Annotated in this window: 15 protein-coding genes; 8 read left to right on the top strand and 7 right to left on the bottom strand. The window is 66.6% G+C overall.

The window, feature by feature from the left end; all coding sequences use genetic code 11:
* Positions 1-221 precede the first annotated feature (221 nt).
* Positions 222-1,541: an Nramp family divalent metal transporter gene (locus AC3RCP_RS11760; RefSeq protein ID WP_101337421.1), complete on the bottom strand. Its 1,320-nt coding sequence runs from the start codon at positions 1,539-1,541 to the stop codon at positions 222-224.
* 254 nt (positions 1,542-1,795) lie between these two features.
* Between AC3RCP_RS11760 and AC3RCP_RS11755 the strand changes: the two genes are divergently transcribed.
* The 3 genes from AC3RCP_RS11755 (at position 1,796) to AC3RCP_RS11745 (ending at position 4,252) form a co-directional block, all read left to right on the top strand.
* Positions 1,796-2,572, top strand: a complete 777-nt coding sequence (locus AC3RCP_RS11755; protein WP_087088348.1) for an AraC family transcriptional regulator — start codon at positions 1,796-1,798, stop codon at positions 2,570-2,572.
* A 60-nt stretch (positions 2,573-2,632) separates the two neighbouring features.
* Positions 2,633-3,538 carry an aromatic amino acid exporter YddG gene (gene yddG, locus AC3RCP_RS11750; protein WP_101337419.1) on the top strand — a complete coding sequence of 302 codons (906 nt, stop codon included), beginning with the start codon at positions 2,633-2,635 and terminating at the stop codon, positions 3,536-3,538.
* A gap of 138 nt (positions 3,539-3,676) precedes the next feature.
* Positions 3,677-4,252 (top strand): DcrB/PsbP domain-containing protein, encoded by a 576-nt coding sequence (locus AC3RCP_RS11745; protein ID WP_492571509.1) that lies wholly within the window; start codon positions 3,677-3,679, stop codon positions 4,250-4,252.
* 36 nt (positions 4,253-4,288) lie between these two features.
* Here AC3RCP_RS11745 and AC3RCP_RS11740 read toward each other — a convergent pair whose 3' ends face one another.
* The 6 genes from AC3RCP_RS11740 to AC3RCP_RS11715 all read right to left on the bottom strand — a co-directional run bounded on the left by AC3RCP_RS11740 (position 4,289) and on the right by AC3RCP_RS11715 (position 9,765).
* Positions 4,289-5,005: an alpha/beta hydrolase gene (locus tag AC3RCP_RS11740; protein WP_492571508.1), complete on the bottom strand. Its 717-nt coding sequence runs from the start codon at positions 5,003-5,005 to the stop codon at positions 4,289-4,291.
* Positions 5,006-5,141: 136 nt separating this feature from the next.
* Positions 5,142-6,254, bottom strand: coding sequence for a succinylglutamate desuccinylase/aspartoacylase family protein (locus tag AC3RCP_RS11735; protein WP_284168751.1), 1,113 nt, complete (start codon positions 6,252-6,254; stop codon positions 5,142-5,144).
* A 297-nt stretch (positions 6,255-6,551) separates the two neighbouring features.
* Complete coding sequence (locus AC3RCP_RS11730; protein ID WP_007932592.1) at positions 6,552-7,331, bottom strand: ABC transporter substrate-binding protein; 780 nt, start codon at positions 7,329-7,331, stop codon at positions 6,552-6,554.
* 268 nt (positions 7,332-7,599) lie between these two features.
* Positions 7,600-8,364, bottom strand: a complete 765-nt coding sequence (gene cobF, locus AC3RCP_RS11725; protein ID WP_492571507.1) for a precorrin-6A synthase (deacetylating) — start codon at positions 8,362-8,364, stop codon at positions 7,600-7,602.
* 179 nt (positions 8,365-8,543) lie between these two features.
* Positions 8,544-9,107, bottom strand: coding sequence for a histidine phosphatase family protein (locus tag AC3RCP_RS11720; protein ID WP_492571506.1), 564 nt, complete (start codon positions 9,105-9,107; stop codon positions 8,544-8,546).
* Positions 9,108-9,201: 94 nt separating this feature from the next.
* Positions 9,202-9,765 (bottom strand): DUF4865 family protein, encoded by a 564-nt coding sequence (locus tag AC3RCP_RS11715; RefSeq protein ID WP_492571505.1) that lies wholly within the window; start codon positions 9,763-9,765, stop codon positions 9,202-9,204.
* 94 nt (positions 9,766-9,859) lie between these two features.
* Here AC3RCP_RS11715 and AC3RCP_RS11710 point away from each other — a divergent pair, with 94 nt between their 5' ends.
* From AC3RCP_RS11710 to AC3RCP_RS11690, 5 genes are all read left to right on the top strand, one after another.
* On the top strand, positions 9,860-10,726 hold the full coding sequence (locus tag AC3RCP_RS11710) for a LysR family transcriptional regulator (protein ID WP_085530383.1): 867 nt from the start codon (positions 9,860-9,862) through the stop codon (positions 10,724-10,726).
* A gap of 169 nt (positions 10,727-10,895) precedes the next feature.
* On the top strand, positions 10,896-11,750 hold the full coding sequence (locus AC3RCP_RS11705) for a MurR/RpiR family transcriptional regulator (RefSeq protein WP_062822904.1): 855 nt from the start codon (positions 10,896-10,898) through the stop codon (positions 11,748-11,750).
* A gap of 2 nt (positions 11,751-11,752) precedes the next feature.
* Complete coding sequence (locus AC3RCP_RS11700; protein WP_492571504.1) at positions 11,753-12,397, top strand: cysteine hydrolase family protein; 645 nt, start codon at positions 11,753-11,755, stop codon at positions 12,395-12,397.
* A complete protein-coding gene (locus AC3RCP_RS11695) occupies positions 12,394-13,740 on the top strand; it encodes a type I glutamate--ammonia ligase (protein ID WP_492571503.1) in 1,347 nt (448 codons plus the stop codon). The genes AC3RCP_RS11700 and AC3RCP_RS11695 overlap by 4 nt, the downstream gene beginning before the upstream one ends.
* On the top strand, positions 13,724-14,476 hold the full coding sequence (locus AC3RCP_RS11690; protein WP_492571502.1) for an N-formylglutamate amidohydrolase: 753 nt from the start codon (positions 13,724-13,726) through the stop codon (positions 14,474-14,476). Before AC3RCP_RS11695 ends, AC3RCP_RS11690 begins: the two co-directional genes overlap by 17 nt.
* The last annotated feature ends 84 nt before the right edge of the window (positions 14,477-14,560 follow it).

The raw sequence follows: 14,560 nt of genomic DNA, 5'->3' as shown, positions 1-14,560 counted from the left end.
TCTAGAACTTGCCACTCAGTTCAAGCATCGCGCCGAAATCCGTATTGCCTGTGGAAGTACTGCCTACCCAGAATGGGTTGGCATTGATCCAATGAAACCGGACATCCTGATATCGAGAACTTGGTGTATCGACACCTGATCGAGTCCGGCCTGACGACATCACTTGTATCTGGGCCCAAGGGCTGCTGTTTCACCTGGATCAAGGGCCCCCCACTTGCGGCTTACATCACCAACTGCGCGATCAACCAGGCGTTGGCGCCGCTGATAACGGCGAACAGGCTCCAGGCGAGGATGCGGGTCGGCCAACGGTTGACGAACACGCCCATCAACTGCGGGTCGCTGGTCATGCGGATCAACGGGTACAGGGCGAACGGCAGTTGCAGGCTGAGCACCACCTGGCTCAGCACCAGCAACTGGCCCACCGCGCCGTCGCCCATCAGCCACACGCCGACGAAGGCCGGCACCAGCGCCAGGCCGCGGGTGATCAGGCGCCGCTGCCAGCACGGCAGGCGCAGGTTCAGGTAGCCCTCCATGATCACCTGGCCGGCGATGGTGCCGGTGAAGGTCGAGCTCTGCCCCGAGGCCAGCAAGGCCACGCCGAACAGCACGCTGGCCAGCGCCCCGCCCACCAGCGGGTCGAGCAGGTGATAGGCGTCCTGCAACTCCACCACCTCGGTGTGCCCGGTGCCGTGGAAGGCCGCGGCGGCGAGGATCAGGATCGCTGCGTTGACCAGCAGCGCCAGGGCCAGGGAGCCGATGGTGTCGATGCGCGCCAGCTTGATCGCATCCCGCCGGCTGGCCTCGTCCCGGCCCACCAGGCGGGTCTGCACGATGGAAGTGTGCAGGTACAGGTTATGCGGCATCACGGTGGCGCCGAGGATACCGATCGCCAGGTACAGCGGCGCGGCTTCGCTGATTGCCGCCAGCGACGGCGTGAAGCCCCGCGCCACGTCCGGCCAGTAGGGTTTGATCAACAGCAGTTCGACGAAAAAGCACAGGCCGATGGTGCCCACCAGCACCAGCATGATCGCCTCCAGGCGGCGGAAGCCGCGGTTCTGCAGAGCGAGAATCAACAGGGTGTCGAAGGCGGTGATGACAATCCCGGTGGTCAGCGAAACGCCGAGCAACAGATGGAACGCCAGGGCGCAACCCAGGACCTCGGCCAGGTCGGTGGCGATGATCGACACCTCCGCCAGCAGCCACTGGGTGCGCGCCGTGCGGGTGCTGTAGCGCTGCCGGCAGAGCTGCGCCAGGTCGCGCCCGGTGGCGATGCCCAGGCGCGAGCACAGGCATTGCACCGCCATGCCCGCGAGGCTCGCCAGCAGCACCACGAACAGCAGGTTGTAGCCATACCGCGAGCCAGCCTCGATGGCGGTGGCCCAGTTGCCGGGGTCCATGTAGCCGATGGAAATCAGCAGGCCGGGGCCGGCGAAGCGCAGGATGCGCTTGAACAACGGCGCGCTGGGATCGACGACTATGGTGCCGGCGACTTCCGGCGGGCAAAAGGGGGCGGTACCGATTTTCGGGAGGGTGAATTTCACGCGGGCATCCGGAAGGCTGGAACGGTGGCCCAGCTTAGACGTTTCAGCGAACCGGCCCAAGCCTTGATAGCGCCCTGCTCCGGCCTTTTGCAGCCTGCCTCTGTAGGAGCGAAGCTGGCTCGCGATAGCGGCATATCAGTCACCACCACAGATGAGCCGGCCCCTTTTCCCAAACCACCCTGCACCGACCGGCCGCTCCTACAGCGCCAGTGTTTTCAGGCATGATGCGGGGCAGCCATCCGCGGAGCCGCGCCATGAACACTCCAGCCCAACCCACTGTCGCCCTGGCGATGCGTTCGTATTCCGGGCAGGTCGAGCTGCACCATCACGATTTTCCGCAGATCGTGCTGCCGCAGTCGGGGGCGATGGAAATCGAGGTGGACGGCCGTGGCGGCAAGGTCGATGCCAGCCAGGGCGTGGTGATTGCGCCGGGAGCCCGGCATAGCTTCCTGGCCGAGCGCCGTAACACCTTTCTGGTGCTCGACCTGGATAGCTCCGGCAACGAGGCGCCTCTGGCCGATAGCCGCTTCTTCGCCATCGACCCGCAGATCCGCCACCTGCTCGGCTATGCCAGCCACAGCGGCGCGTTGCTCAGCTCCTCCAGCCCGGTCGCCAGCGCCTGGAGCGCCCTGCTGCTGGCCTGCCTGGCCCGCCCGACGCCGAGCGCGCCGCAACGCCAGACGCTGGTGCGGGCCCTGACCTACATCGAGCAGCACCTGGGCAGCCCGCTGAGCGCCCGCGCCATCGCCCAGGCCGCGGGGGTCAGCGAGCGCAGCCTGTACCTGCTGTTCGAGCGGGACATGCACAGCACGCCTTTCGCCTACATTTCGACCCTGCGCCTGGACCGCGCCATCGACCTGCTCGGCCGTACCCTGCTGCCCATCAGCGAGATCGCCCAGCGGGTCGGCTACGCCGATCAGAGTGCCCTGACCCACGCCTTGAAGAAGGCGCGCAACCAGACCCCGGCCGCCCTGCGCAAGGCCGCTCGCGACGCCCAGGCGCAGGCTGCGACAAGAGTTCGGCAGGCCTGATCAATACCGCCGTCGCGGCGGCTTCTATGCTGGCCACACCGCCCTTGCCTCGGTGTGTCTATGACCGCAATCCACTCAACCCGCCTCGCCCCCTCCCGCAGCGGCGCCGCCACCGCCATCGGCGTGATCGCGGTGTTCCTCTGGTCATGCCTGGCGCTGCTGACCACCCTCACCGCCGGCATTCCCCCCTTCCAGTTGCTAGCCCTGAGCTTTGCCGTGGCCTGCGGCGCCAGCCTGGTATTGCTCGGCTTGCGGGGGCGCGCCGGTTTTCGTGGCTGGCGCCAGCCTTGGCCGGTCTGGGCCCTGGGGTTCGGCGGGATCTTTGCCTACCACGCGCTGTATTTCTTCGCCCTGAAAGCCGCGCCGGCCGCCGAGGCCAGCCTGATCGCCTACCTCTGGCCGTTGCTGATCGTGTTACTGGCGGCCAGGGCCGGCGGCGAACCGCTGCGCGGCCGGCAACTGACCGGTGCCTTGCTGGGGCTGGCCGGCACCGCGTTCATCATGCAGCAGCGCGCTTCCAGCCAGGTCGGCGCGATGCCGGTGGCGGGTTACCTGGCGGCGTTCGGCTGCGCCCTGGTGTGGTCCGGCTACTCGGTGCTCAACCGCCGTTTCAGCAGCGTGCCCAGCAGCCTGATCGGCGGCATCTGCGGGCTGGTGGCGCTGGCCGGGCTGCTCTGCCACCTGATGTTCGAAAGCCCGGTGCAACCGGACCTCAAGCAATGGCTGGCGATCCTCGGCCTGGGGCTGGGCCCGGTCGGCCTGGCCTTCTTCGCCTGGGACCACGCCACCAAACACGGCAACCTGGCCACGCTCGGCGCGCTGTCGTACCTGGCGCCGTTGATCTCCACCCTGCTGCTGATCGTCATCGGGCAAAGCCCGGCCAGTGTGTGGCTGCTGTTGCCGGCGTTGCTGATTATCGCCGGGGCGGTGCTGGCGACGTCGGGGGCGCGTTCTGCCCAGGGTTGAGCAGCGTCCGATAAGCCCCACGAAGCCGCTCCCGCGGCCTTTTATCCGAAATTTCGTGGCACCGCATATCCCGCTGGAGTGCCCCGCGACAGGCATGGGAAGATGCGCGCCCCAACGCGCTCACTCTGGAGAATCTGCATGTCCCTGTTCGGTAAACACGCCGCGGTCCTGGTCTTCGCGGTGCTGACCGGTTTCAGTGCCCTGGAGGTGTCCGCGGCCCAGCCGACGAACAACAAGGCCAAGGTCGAGACCGTCTCGATGCTTGGCGGCAAGTTCAAGTTCAGCCTGCCCAAGGGTTTCATCGCCAACCCGCTGCCGGCCGGCGACGAAGCCAGCGGCACCGCCGGCGCCACTGGCACTATGTACACCAACGCCAGCACCAAGACCGTGGTCATCGCCGCACAGAACCTGATCCCCGATGCGGTGCAGGCCAAGGACAACGACGCACAGTTCCTCGACAGCGCGGTGTCGGGCTTCCTCTCGCAACAGGCGGCGGCCCTGCCGGACTTCAGCAAGCAGAGCGAAAAAAGCATGACCCGCGGCGGCCTCGGCCTGCGCCAGATCGACAGCACCGCGACCCAGGGTGGCGGCATGACCCAGAGTTCCACCCTGCTGGCCGGCTCGGGCAACCGCATGGCGGTGGTGCAGGTGATTTCGCGGATCGGCGACAAGGCCAATCACGACAAGCTGGTCAGCCAGATCGTCGGCAAGTAAGCGCAGCGGCACAGCGGCCGCGGCGGGTTCACGGCTTCAAGGGTTGAGGCTGAGCAACCAGCGGTTCAGGTCCTGGAGCTCGGTGTCGCTGATGGTATGGCCGATGCCCGGGTAGGCATGGAATTGCGGAGTCAGGCCCAGGCCGCGCAACAGGCTGTCGGCCTCGGAGCCGTCGCTGTAAGGCAGGCGCATGTCCGCGGTGCCATGGGCGATGAAGATCGCCAGCCGCTCCAGGCCCGCGCCGCTCTTGAGCTGCGAGCGCAGCACCGGCAGGATCTTCCCGCTCAGGGCGGCGATCCCGCGGACCGCCTGGGGATGGCGCAGGCCCAGCTCGTAGGCCATGATCGCGCCCTGGCTGAAGCCCACCAGGAACACCCGGTCGGCGCGGGTGTGGTACTTGGCGAGCGCCTGCCGCACGAATTCGTCGATCAGCTTCGCACTGTCGGCCAGCTCGGCGGTCACCCCGTCGTAAGCGCCTTCGCCCTGCTTGTGAAACCACTGGTAACTGCCCTCTTCCACGGTCTGCGGCGCCCGTACCGAGAGGTAGGTGTAATCCGCCGGCAACCCATCCTTGAGGCCGAACAGGTCCTCTTCATTGCTGCCGTAGCCATGGAGAAAAATCACCAAAGGCCGGTCGCGGGAATCGGCCGGGGCCTGTTCCAGGTAGCGCAGCGGCAGGTCGTCGTGCAGCACCGTCTGCGCCTGGGCAGTGGCGCAAACACTTAGCAGCAACAGGGCCAGGAACTTGAACATGGGACGTCCTTGCGGGTGAGAGGGGCTCGCGGTCACCAAGGGCAAAAGCGTTGCCTGGTGGTCTGGCCGCGGAGCGGCCATCGCGAGCCAGCTCGCTCCTATAGTGAGGAGCAGTGAGGAGTGAGGAGCGGTTCGCTCAATCGTTGGTCAGCTTGCCGCTGCGGATCGGCTCGCGGCCGGCGACCTTGGCCTGCCAGATGCCCGGCTCGGTGTAGCGGCTGCGGTCCAGGGCAAACAGTACGCCACTGGTGGCGGCGCGTACCACGCTGACAATGTCGTTCAACGGGTCGACCACCTCGAAGATCGCATCGCCCCGCTCCACCCATTCGCCAGCCTCGCGCAGGAAGCTGACCACCCCATGGTGCGGGGCGAACAGGTATTGGGTGCCTTCGAACGGCATGCCCTCGCAGCAGGCGTCCGGGGTCGCCGGCCATTGGCCGTCGATAAACCCCTGCTCGGCAAGAAAACCGAGGATCGCTTCGCAGTTGGCCTGGGCCTGTTCGACCCGGGTGTCGCCCATGCTGCCCAGCTCCAGGGTGGTGGCGAGGTTGGCCGGGGGAATCGCCGCCCGCGGGAAGTCGCGGGCCAGGCGCAGCCAGGGCGTGGAGCAGGACTCATCGAACGAGCTGCCGCCGGAGTCTTCGCAGAGCAGCGCCACGCCGGCCTTCAGCCGCGCGGCCAGGGGCTGCCACTGCGGCCAGTGCTGGGGCAACGCGTACAGATGGATCGCCGCTTCGAAATCGCAGTGCAGGTCGAGGGTGATGTCGGCGTCGCAGGCGTGGCGCAGCAGCAGGCGTTGCAGGGCCTGGAGTTGCGAGGTCGGGGCCGGCAGAGCGTCGAGGACATCGCCCATGGTCTGGCGGATCAAGGCGACGTTGGCCGCCGCATCGCTGCCCAGGCGGTCACCGATCAGGTCGCCCACCGGGCCGCTGAGCTCGACGAAGGCGCGGTTGAAGTTCTTCCCGCTGCCGCTTTCGAAACGTCCCAGGTGGCTGCTTTGCAGGTGCTGGTCAAGGCCGATGGGGTTGGCCACCGGCACCAGCTCGATCACGCCCTTGAGTTGCCCCTGGGCTTCCAGTTCGCTCAGGCGTTTTTTCAGTTCCCAGGCGGTGCGCATGCCCGGCAACTCGTCGGCGTGCAGGCTGGCCTGGATATAGACCTTGCGGCTGCCGCCGCCAAAACGGAACACGCTGAGCTGGCGCTGGGTGCCCAGGTGGCTCCAGGGCAAGGAATGGTCGATGCGTTGCATGAAGGGCTCCGGAAAAAAAATGGAGTTCGGCGGGGGCCGTAGCCTGAGGCATTTGCGCGGCCGTGAAAAGGTCGTCGTCCGCTGCCAGTTGATGCGAGCTTTCCTGTAGCCGCTGCCGCAGGCTGCGATAAGGCCGAAGGCCTTCAGCGATCTCAAGGCTCCTGCGCCCCCTGCGGGGTCGATCGCAGCCTCGCGGGCTCGGCAGCGGCTACAGGAGCGCCCCATCGCACGGGGTAAATAGCACTCATGAAAAAGGCGGCCCCGGTAAACGGTAGCCGCCTTTTTCAACCCGGCGAATTACTCGCCGTAGACGTCGAACTTGAAGTACTTGTCCTGCACGGCCTTGTACTTGCCGTTGGCGCGGATCTCAGTAATGGCGGTGTTGAATTTCTCGGCCAGGGCGGTATCGCCCTTGCGCACGGCGATGCCGGCGCCGCCACCGAAGTACTTCGGATCGTTGTACTCGGGACCGACGAAGGCGAAGCCCTTGCCGGCGTCGGTTTTCAGGAAGCCGTCATCGAGGTTGACCGAGTCGGCCAGCAGCGCGTCGATGCGACCGGACACCATGTCCAGGTTGGCTTCCTGCTGGGAGCCGTAACGCACCAGGTTGATCCCGGCCGGCACCAGCACCTCGGTGGCGAAACGGTCATGGGTACTGGCGCGCAGCACCCCGACTTTCTTGCCCTTGAGCTCGGTCAGCGGGTCCTTGACCTCGGTGCCTTCCTTCATCACGAAGCGCGCTGGGGTGTGGTAGTACTTGATGGTGAAATCGACGTTCTTCTTGCGGTCGTCGGTGATGGTCATGGACGACAGGATGGCGTCGATCTTGCGCACTTTCAGCGCCGGGATCAGGCCGTCGAATTCCTGCTCGACCCAGGTGCATTTGACGTTCATCTGCTCGCACAGCGCGTCGCCGATATCCACGTCGAAACCGGTGAGCTTGCCGTCGGGGGTTTTCATCGAGAATGGCGGATAGCCGGCTTCGATACCGATGCGGATCGGCTTGGCATCGTCAGCCACGGCGGTCAGGGACAGCATGGACAGTGCCAGGGCACCGAACAGTACAAGCTTCTTCATTTATAACTCCCGTAGACGGAGGCTTTTATTGGCAGAAAGGTTCGATTGGGGGAAATCGAAGTGGCCAGCAGTCTAGAGCGGCGTCCGGGAGGCAAATTGTGTTTATGCGACAAATACTTATATAAAATCCACCTCCGCATTCAGGCGTCGGGCAAGCCGCCCTGCTGCCGTCGTCGGCGTACCGCGAACGCTTCGGGTGTGGGGAGAAGGTGGTCGCCAAGCGATGGGCCGAGCGGGAGAACGTCATCGCGGGCCAGCTCAGCCCTCCTCAATCCTCGGGCTTGCGCAGCAGGTAGGTGTCCATGATCCAGCCATTGGCCCGCCGCGCCGCCTTGCGCACTTGCTGGATCTGCCCCGCGACTTCCTTGAGCCGGCCGGCAATCAGGATTTCCTCTGGCGTGCCGAGGTAGGCGCCCCAGTAGATCTCCAGGTCCTGGTCCGCCACCTGGCGATAGGAGTCCTCGGCGTCGAGCATCACCACCAGGCTGTCGGCATCGCTCACCTGCCCCGCCGCCAGGCGCCGGCCGGTGGTGATCTCCACTGAGCGGCCAATGCGGTTCAACGGCACCTTGTGCTGCGCCGCCAGGGCCTGGACGCTGGTGATGCCGGGGATCACCTCGAACTCGAACGCACAGCGACCGCTGGCCAGGATCGCCTGCAAGATGCGAATGGTGCTGTCGTACAGCGCCGGATCGCCCCAGGCCAGGAAAGCCCCGGTTTCGCCGTCCGCCAGTTCTTCGTCGATCAGCCGCTCGAAGGTGCGCTGCTTGTCGCGGTTCAGCTCGGCGACGCTGGCCTGGTAATCCACCTCGGCGCCGCGCAGTCGCTCCGGGCTTTGCGCTTCGACAAAACGGTAGCCGGGCTGCTCGATGTAGCGCTCGCAGATTTCCCGGCGCAGGTCGATCAGCGCGTCCTTGCTCTGGCCCTTGTCCATCAGGAAGAACACATCAGTGCGATTGAGCGCCTTGACCGCCTGCAGGGTGATGTAGTCGGGGTTGCCGGCGCCGATGCCGATGATCAGAAGGGTTTTCACGTGGGGCAGGTCTCGATGGCGAATCGGAAATGGAGTATGGCCGGGTTGTCGCGGCGCGTCACAAAGCGGCCGCCGGGCGGCCTATCGCGAGCAAGCTCGCTCCTACAAGGGGTTGCACCGTCTTTGCAGGAGCGAGCTTGCTCGCGAAAAAATCCCCAGGCCACGCCGAGCCAAGCCCGCTAATCGCGCTGGTCCAGGCGCAAGCGCCAGCGCCCGTTGAAGCGCAGTTCGACCTGGGCCAGCGGCTCGACATCGATGGCATTGAAGCTCGCCAGCGGGCACTGCATGACGTGCACCAGCGCCGCGCGGATGACCAGCGGATGGGTCACCGCCAGCACATGCCCGGGCTGCTCGCACAGCGACGCCAGCCACGCCGCGACCCGCTCGCACAGCTGCGCCACCGACTCGCCGCCATGGGGCGCCAAGTGGCTGTCGGCCAGCCAGGCTTGCACGGCCTCGGGCTGCTCGCGCTGCAGAGAGTCAATGGACAGGCCCTGCCAGCGGCCCATGTCACAGTCGCGCAACGCCGCCACCGTCTCCACGCTGGCGCCATACAGGGCGGCGGTCTGCCGCGCCCGTTGCTCCGGCCCGCTGAGCAGGCGCGGCGCCCCCTTGAACGCGCCGGCCCGCGAGCCCGCCAGCGCCTGCCAGTCCATCTCCAGCGGTTCGTCCAGCGGGAAACACGCGCGCTTCTGGGCGACGGTCCGGGCATGGCAGATCAGGGTCAAGCGGGTGGCCGGCACGGGGAATCTCTCGACGTTGAATGGACGCAGCGGGCAATGTGGCTGCGTTTGTATCATGGGCCGCCGAGGGATTCCCAACTTGTCGCAGCCGAACCTAGGCGCTGGCGATCCCCGACCGGGCCAGGTACAGCACCTCATAGCGTTCGGCGCCGCGCGTGCTGTCGGGCGCGCTGGCCGACAGGGTGAAGCGCACCAGCTCCCAGGCCTGCAGGTCGAGGGCGACGAACACGGCGAAGGTGTCCGGGTCATCGGCCAGCCGCTGGTTGTGTTCGACCTGCTCGGCCAGCAACCTGGCGCGGTCCGCCAGCGGATCGATCGCCAGCGGCTCGCGGTACAGCGTCCGTGCCTGGTTGGCACGCCCGCGACGCCAATCCAGGGGCAACCAGGACTCGATGTGCGGGCGGCCGAAGGAGTCGATCACGCTGTCGAAACCGCCGCCCATGAGAAACCGGGCGGCGCCCGCCGGATCGGCCCAGAGGTAGATCGAGGCGTACAGGTTATGCCGCGCCCCGTGCACACCCCGCTCCTGCCCGGCGAAGACCTTGAACAGCAAACCGTCGACCTCGTCCCACAAGGGCCCGCGATCCGCGGCGCGGTGGCGGATCACGCCCATGTCGTAATCGGCGGGCAGGCGGTGTGAATATTGTTTGGCCAACATGGCGATGCTCCTGTGCTTGAAGGTGTTGCCAGCTTGCGCGGGGCCAGCCATTACAACAAGATATCGGCACATATATCTGCGATAAACATTCGATATGAGCGAACCCCTCAAGCCGCTGGACATCGACACCGTGCACGCCTTCGTGCTGATCGCCGACTTCGGCAGTTTCACCCGCGCCGCCCAGGCGCTGGACACCTCCCAGGCCGCCATCAGCCTCAAGCTCAAGCGCCTGGAGGAACGCCTCGGCTATCGCCTGTTGGAGCGCACGCCCCGGCATGTACGCCTGACACCGGTCGGCGAGCAATTCATGCAGGCCGCCCGCGACCTGCTGCGCGCCCATGAGCGGGCCCTGGGCGACATGCAGGCGGCGCCGGCGCGACGGCTGATCATCGGCATCAGCGACCACGTGGCCGGCGCGGAACTGCCGCACCTGCTGAGCCGCATCGCCGCCTACGATCCGTTGCTGATCATCGAGGTGCGCATCGCCTCCTCCCGGGACCTGACGGCGGCCTTCGACCGCGAGGAGCTGGACGCAGTCATCGTGCGCAACGAAGGCGCGCGCCAGGATGGCGAAGTGCTGGTGGCCGAGCGCTTCGGCTGGTTCGCCGCGCCGGCCTGGCAGCAGGCACCGGGCACCCCGCTGCGGCTGGCGACCATGGCCGCGCCCTGTGGCGTGCGGCATGTCGCCGTGCGGGTGCTGGACGACGCCGGCATTGCCTGGACCGAGGTCTTTATCGGCGGTGGCGTGATGGCCGTGTGCGCCGCGGTCAGCGCCGGGCTCGGGGTCGCGGCGTTGGCCCATCGGGTGGCGCCGGCCGGCGCGGTGGAAGTCGGCGAACGCCTCGGGCTGCCGGTGCTGCCGGTCAGTGAAATCATCTTGCTCGCGCGGCCCACCGACGCCCGCTCCGAGGAAACCCTGCGCGCCCTCAGCGCCGCCTTTCGCGGCACCCTGCCGCGCTGACGGCGTGCCTCAAAAAACCTCGAACACCCAATAAACCTGGGCTTTCACGCCCCCTTTTGGCGCATTGCAGGGCGCCTTTATTTTTCACTGGACATGTAGCGTAAATTACATAAATACTGTTTTCACTTTCAGTGAAACAAAAACGACATCCACTTGCGAAGGCGTTTTTATGCCGTCTCTCAGAGACCAGATCACCGACCCGGCCCTCGATCTCACGCCTTCGGAGCGCAAGGTCATCCGGGCCCTGCTCGACCATTACCCGCGCAACGGCCTGGGGCCCATGTCGCGGCTGGCCGAGCACGCCGGCGTCAGCGACCCGACCATCGTGCGGCTGGTGAAAAAACTCGGTTTCGGCGGTTATGCGCAGTTCCAGGAAGCGCTGCTCAGCGACATGGACGCTCGCCTGCGTTCACCCAGCACCCTGTTGCAACCGCGGGCCCAGGTCCCTCGGGACGATGCCTGGAGCCATTACCTGCAAGGCAGCCTGCGCAGCCTGGAACAGACCCAGGCCCTGACCCAGCCCGAAGACGTGCGCATCCTGGTCGACTGGCTGCTGGACAGCCGGCACGCGCTGTACTGCTACGGCGGGCGCTTCAGCAGCTTTCTCGCCAGCTACCTGCTCAATCACCTGCGCCTGATGCGCCCCGGCTGCGTGGCCCTGGACGACAACGCGCAACTGCCCGACCGCCTGTATGACGTGCAGCGCCAGGACATCGTCCTGCTGTTCGACTACCGCCGCTACCAGAGCCAGGCCCTGCGCGTGGCCAGCGCGGCCAAGGCGCGGCACGCGCGGGTGGTGCTGTTCACCGACATCTACGCCTCGCCCCTGCGGGAGCTGGCGGACCTGATCATCAGTGCCCCGGTGGAGTCGGCCTCGGCCTTCGACACCCTGGTGCCGGCGTTGGCCCAGGTCGAGGCGCTGGTCGCCAGCCTGACCCTGCGCAGCACCGACCTGGACCGACGCCTGGAGGGCATCGACGCCCTGCGCAACGAATTCGCCACTCACCTGCTGGAGGACAAATAAGGATGGTCTGCCTTCCCCACCAATCGCCCCGCGACCTGCCATTCACCCTCGATCGCACCGCCCTGCTGCTGGTGGACATGCAACGGGCCTGGCTCGAGCCGCAGCTGGATCCGCATTTGCAGGTGCCGGACGCCGAGTACTTCATCAAGCGCACCCGCGAGCAGGTGATCCCCAACCAGCAGAAGCTCCTGGCGGCCATGCGCGGCGCCCGGCAGAACGTGCTGCACACCATTATCGAAAGCCTGACCGCCGATGGCCGCGACCGCTCGCTGGACCACAAGCTGTCGGACATGCACCTGCCCAAGGGCAGCCCGCAGGCGGCGATCATCGATCCGCTCGCGGCGCGGGAGAACGAAATCGTCCTGCCCAAGACCTCCTCCGGGGTCTTCAACTCGACCAACATCGACTACGTGCTGCGCAACCTGCAGACCCGTCACCTGATCGTCGCCGGCATCGTCACCGACCAGTGCGTCGACATGGCGGTGCGCGACGCCGCCGACCGCGGTTACCTGGTGACCCTGGTGGAAGACGCCTGCGCCACCTACACCGACGCCCGGCACCAGGCCTGCCTGAACGCGATCAAGGGCTACTGCTGGATCACCGACACCCAGACCGTGCTCGGCCGCCTGCGGGAGATGCAGGCATGAGCCGGAACAGCGAGCCGTTGCGGCCGGTGGCCATGACCACCCTGCTCACCACCGACCTGATCGGCGTCAGCCGTGGCCGCTCGTTCCCCAGCGACGAACTGGACAGCTACACCAGCGCCGGCTGCGGCTGGGTGCCGGCCAACAGCGCGCTGACCCCGCAGGACATCATTGCCGAACCCAACCCCTGGGGCGCCCGTGGCGATCTGCGGCTGATCCCCGACCTGGCCAGCCGAGTCCAGGTCGGCAACGGCCCGGACGCCAGCGCCTCGCCCCTGGACTTCATCCACGCCGACATCCGCGAGACCGACGGCCAGCCCTGGGCCGCCTGCCCGCGCACCCTGCTGCGCAACGAGGTGCAGCGCTACGCCAGCGAGCTGGGGCTGCAGGTCACCGCCGCCTTCGAGCACGAATTCAACCTGCACAGCGCCACCGCGCAACCGGAACGCCTGGCCTTCTCCCTGCAGGCCCAGCGCCAGGGCGCGGACTTCGGCGGCTGGCTGCTCAGCGCCTTGCGCGCCGCGGGCGTCGAGCCGGAAATGTTCCTGCCCGAATACGGCAAGCACCAATACGAAATCACCTGCCGCCCGACCCAGGGCGTGGCCGCCGCCGACCGCGCGGTGAACGTGCGCGAGATCACCCGCGAGATCGCCCGGCAACTCGGCCATGGCCTGAGCTTCGCGCCCAAGACCGCGGAGCACGCAGTGTGCAATGGCGTGCACCTGCACCTGAGCCTGCAGGACCTGGACGGCGCGCCGGTGCTGTATGACCCACAGAGCGCCGATGGCCTGTCGCTCCTCGGCCAGCGCTGGGCCGCCGGGCTGCTCAAGTACCTGCCGGCGCTCTGCGCCTTTACCGCGCCGACGCCGATTTCCTACGCCCGCTTGCAGCCCCATCACTGGAGCGCCTCCTACGCCTGCCTGGGCCAGCGCAACCGCGAAGCCTCGCTGCGCATCTGCCCCACCGTGAGCATCGGCGGCAAGCCGGTGGCGCCGCAGTACAACCTGGAATTTCGCGCGCTGGACGCCACCGCCTCGCCGCACCTGGCCATGGCCGCGGTGCTGATCGCCGGACGCCTGGGCATTGAACACAAGCTGATCCTGAGCGCCACCACCGACGAAGTGCCGGACGAACTGAGCGCGCAGCAGCGCCAGGACCGCGGCATCGTCGCCCTTCCGGCTTCGTTGCCCCAGGCGCTGGACTGCCTGCGCAACTGTCCGGAACTGCTGCAAGCACTGCCAGCCCCGCTGCTGGACACCTATTTCGCCGTCAAACACAAGGAAGTAGAACTGACCGAGCACCTGACCCCTGCCCAACTCTGTGAGCACTATGCACACCTGTACTGAAACCGCTGAACTGGGGCTGTACACCCAACCGGCCTACCGGCTGCTGCGGGAAGATTCCGCGCACCCGCTGATCCTCGTCTGCGAACACGCCAGCCGTTATATTCCGGCGCAACTCAACGACCTCGGCCTGGACCCGGAAGCGGCGCGTGAACACATCGCCTGGGACCCCGGCGCCCTGGAGCTGGCGCAAAGCCTGTCGCAGACCCTCGGCGCCACCCTGCTGACGGCCAATTATTCGCGGCTGCTGATCGACCTCAACCGCCCGTGCCAGGCCCACGACAGCATTCCGTTGCAGAGCGAGATCTACCAGATCCCGGGCAACCAGCACCTCGACGAAGCCACCCGCGAGTACCGCCGCAAGCAGCTGTTCAGGCCCTTTCATGCACGCCTGAGCGGGCTGATCGACGCACGCCTGGCCGCGGGCCGGCCGGTGCGGGTGGTGGGCATCCACAGTTTTACCCCGCTGTACTACGGCCAGCGCCGCACGCTGGAGATGGGCGTGCTGTTCGACCGCGCCGAGGGTTACGCCCGGCGCCTGCTGGAAGGCATGTCGGTCCACGACGTGAAGATCGCCGGCAACGAGCCATACAAGATCGACGCCCTGGGCGACATGACCGTACCGGCCCACGGCGATGCCCGCGGGCTGGATTCGGTATTGATCGAGGTGCGCAACGACCTGCTGCGCACCCCGCAGGCCATACAGTGCTGGACGGATTATCTGGCACCGCTGTTGTAGAAAAAGCTGTGCATCAGGATGGAGCTGTCGTTGTAAAAAAGCTGTTTGCTGTACCGGTACAACAACTATAAAAAACCGCCGTGG

The sequence above is a fragment of the Pseudomonas sp. GW822-FHT05A08 genome, from assembly GCF_058800485.1.
The sequence above is the reverse complement of the archived record's forward strand: the minus strand, read 5'-3'. Positions and strand labels throughout refer to the sequence as shown.

Excerpts from the sequence above, each read along its gene's own strand:
- AC3RCP_RS11755 (WP_087088348.1), top strand. The coding sequence starts at position 1,796 with ATGAACACTCCAGCCCAACCCACTGTCGCCCTGGCGATGCGTTCGTAT.
- yddG (WP_101337419.1), top strand. The coding sequence starts at position 2,633 with ATGACCGCAATCCACTCAACCCGCCTCGCCCCCTCCCGCAGCGGCGCC.
- AC3RCP_RS11745 (WP_492571509.1), top strand. The coding sequence starts at position 3,677 with ATGTCCCTGTTCGGTAAACACGCCGCGGTCCTGGTCTTCGCGGTGCTG.
- AC3RCP_RS11740 (WP_492571508.1), bottom strand. The coding sequence starts at position 5,005 with ATGTTCAAGTTCCTGGCCCTGTTGCTGCTAAGTGTTTGCGCCACTGCC.
- AC3RCP_RS11735 (WP_284168751.1), bottom strand. The coding sequence starts at position 6,254 with ATGCAACGCATCGACCATTCCTTGCCCTGGAGCCACCTGGGCACCCAG.
- AC3RCP_RS11730 (WP_007932592.1), bottom strand. The coding sequence starts at position 7,331 with ATGAAGAAGCTTGTACTGTTCGGTGCCCTGGCACTGTCCATGCTGTCC.
- AC3RCP_RS11715 (WP_492571505.1), bottom strand. The coding sequence starts at position 9,765 with ATGTTGGCCAAACAATATTCACACCGCCTGCCCGCCGATTACGACATG.
- AC3RCP_RS11710 (WP_085530383.1), top strand. The coding sequence starts at position 9,860 with ATGAGCGAACCCCTCAAGCCGCTGGACATCGACACCGTGCACGCCTTC.
- AC3RCP_RS11705 (WP_062822904.1), top strand. The coding sequence starts at position 10,896 with ATGCCGTCTCTCAGAGACCAGATCACCGACCCGGCCCTCGATCTCACG.
- AC3RCP_RS11700 (WP_492571504.1), top strand. The coding sequence starts at position 11,753 with ATGGTCTGCCTTCCCCACCAATCGCCCCGCGACCTGCCATTCACCCTC.
- AC3RCP_RS11695 (WP_492571503.1), top strand. The coding sequence starts at position 12,394 with ATGAGCCGGAACAGCGAGCCGTTGCGGCCGGTGGCCATGACCACCCTG.
- AC3RCP_RS11690 (WP_492571502.1), top strand. The coding sequence starts at position 13,724 with ATGCACACCTGTACTGAAACCGCTGAACTGGGGCTGTACACCCAACCG.